We start from the raw sequence: 2,576 nt of genomic DNA, 5'->3' as shown, positions 1-2,576 counted from the left end.
TCACCTTCGGTGTTCAGGACTTTCACCCTATAGACTGTGCCCATGCTGGGCACACCAAAAAAAACGTGGATAACCAATTATCCACGTCTTAAAACTTATTTCATATAACTATTAATCATAAAAGTTAAGAAAAATATAATAATAGTATAATTCATATAGTCTAAAATCCTTATATACTAAAAAATATAAATAAAAAAACTATGGAACAAAAAATATCCATAGTTAAACATTCTCAACATAATTTATGATTGGGAAATAATAATTGTATTTGGATAACTGTTCTTAATTATAGATGACAGTAAAATTTGTATAACAAAAATATGATGCGTAAAAGCACCAAATGCTACAACCCACATTTAAAAATAAACTGTCATTATTTAATTCTATTAATTAAGAACCAATTCACTCACAAACTTCTCTCCTTTTTATTTCCTAACAGAATTATACAATATAAGTAATTAAAAGTCAAATGCATCTAAACTAGTAAATTTCAATTATATGCTTCAAAATTCTAATTTTTATATCCTCAAAGCAAACATTTGTTCTGAACCGTGGATTTTGTGCTATAATATTTGTGTAGCTTGTATGGTAGGAGGTGAAAATGTGAATCAGAAATTAACTTTTAAATTTAGATCTAGACTTGATAAACTTGGGTAAGATATCATTGAAGTGTTGTCATTTCATACTACAAAGTTATATAATATTGTAAATTATACCCTAAGAGAAAAGGAATATAAGTCCTATAGAGAAACTGAAAAAGAATATAAGAGAAATTGGCATTGTGATCACTTGCATAATCACAATAGACAACATTGCTTAAAGGTTTTAGAACAAAATTGGAATGCATTTTTTAACGTTAAAAGGGACTATGAAAAGAATTCTAGCAAGTATCTAGCAAAACCTAACCCACCTACTGCCTTGTATAAGTTTTAGTGAGTCTAAAAATATATATTGTTGATGGTAAGGTCATTAAGTCTAGAAATAGCTATTTCAATAAAGAAATTGCAAAGCTACAAAAGATTAGGATGTATCAAGTCTGTAGTGAGAAGTTTAAAGATACAAAGCAGCTATTAAGACTAAGGAGAAAAAGAAATAGTGTGGTAAGAGATTATATTAATAAGGCTAGTAAAATGGTTATTGATAATGCTAAAGCTCATAATGTAGGAAAGATAGTTATAAAATACAAAGCATTGCTTGATGATATTGAAACTGAAAAGATAGGAGAATATTATACTTCTGGAATATCAGCTTTAGAGTTTGAACCTATAAATAAAGGGAATTATGATAAGAAGAGAAGATTTGTAAGGGTTGCCTAGTATTAGGTAGAAACTTAAATATCAAACTTCTTTTAAATAAGAATCTCCCACTTATGTAAGTAGATGGATGGTTCAAATATAGTATTAATTATTGGATTAAAGTTATAGGGAGGGTAAAATGGATATAATAAAACATAAGTTAGATGAAAATATTTATTATCCTGATAAATTTTTAGATCTAATTTCAAATAAAGAAGTTCTCTTTTTTGATATAGAAACCACAGGATTTAATAGAACAAAAAATTCAATTGTTCTTATTGGAATGCTTTATGCCCAAGGAACTTCTATTATAATTGAACAATATTTTGCAGAATCTCTAAATGATGAATTTCAGTTACTACAAGCTTTTAAAAACTTAATTTCAAAATTTGACGTTTTAGTATCCTTTAACGGTGATACTTTTGATATACCTTTTTTAAACTCTAAATATAAAACTCATAATATTGATTTCTCTATAGATAGAGATAATAGCTTTGATATACTTAAGTTAGTACGAAAGAATAAGAATATTTTAGGTTTAGAAAACTGTAAGTTAAAAACCTTAGAAAAAAGGCTAGGATTTAATCGAAAAGATGAAATTTCTGGAAAGGATAGTATTAAAATATATAAGAGTTATTTAAAAACCCAAAATAAAATCTATAAAGATATAGTTCTTCAACATAATTTTGATGATATATACTATCTTCCTAAAACACTACAGATATATGATCTGATTACTGATATTACTTCACTTAATTTTAATTTACTTAATCATAATGATGGCTTAAATATTTTTATAGACTTATCTAATTTGTCTATAGACAGTGAAATGCTATGTGTTCAAGGCAGTATATCCCCAATGAATTTTTCTGAACAAGTACATTATGATGAAAATTATACTTTTAAATGGATTCCTGATGCAGGAAGTTTTAAATTCGACATTCAAATTCATCATGGATATTTGTCTAATGGCAATGAATGCTACTATCTCAACAAAGACGATTTTAGAATATCAATTGATCTAATAGATAAAACGATATATACTGTCCCAAATAATTTAATAATTGTTAAGGACAATAATAATCTCATTTATAATAATATAAAAGGACTTCTGTATGAAACTATTTCTCATATTTTTAAAAATATTATATAGGTTAATAAGAATTCAAAAAATAAATAGGAAACCCCTTACTTATCATTTAATAAGTAAGGGGTTTCTATGGTGCCCAGAGGCGGAATCGAACCACCGACACGGGGATTTTCAGTCCCCTGCTCTACCGA

The 2,576-nt window shown here is 26.9% G+C and carries 2 protein-coding genes; both read left to right on the top strand.

Annotated features, from left to right (window positions below):
* The first annotated feature begins 932 nt into the window (after positions 1 to 932).
* Positions 933 to 1,316: a transposase gene (locus JMO20_RS04130; RefSeq protein ID WP_202708273.1), complete on the top strand. Its 384-nt coding sequence runs from the start codon at positions 933 to 935 to the stop codon at positions 1,314 to 1,316.
* 118 nt (positions 1,317 to 1,434) lie between these two features.
* Positions 1,435 to 2,448, top strand: coding sequence for a ribonuclease H-like domain-containing protein (locus tag JMO20_RS04125; protein ID WP_202708272.1), 1,014 nt, complete (start codon positions 1,435 to 1,437; stop codon positions 2,446 to 2,448).
* Positions 2,449 to 2,576 lie beyond the last annotated feature (128 nt).

The sequence above is a fragment of the Sporosalibacterium faouarense genome, from assembly GCF_016765695.1.
GTDB classification, from domain to species: domain Bacteria; phylum Bacillota; class Clostridia; order Tissierellales; family VENL01; genus Sporosalibacterium; species Sporosalibacterium faouarense.
This window is presented reverse-complemented; position numbering and strand designations above follow the sequence as displayed.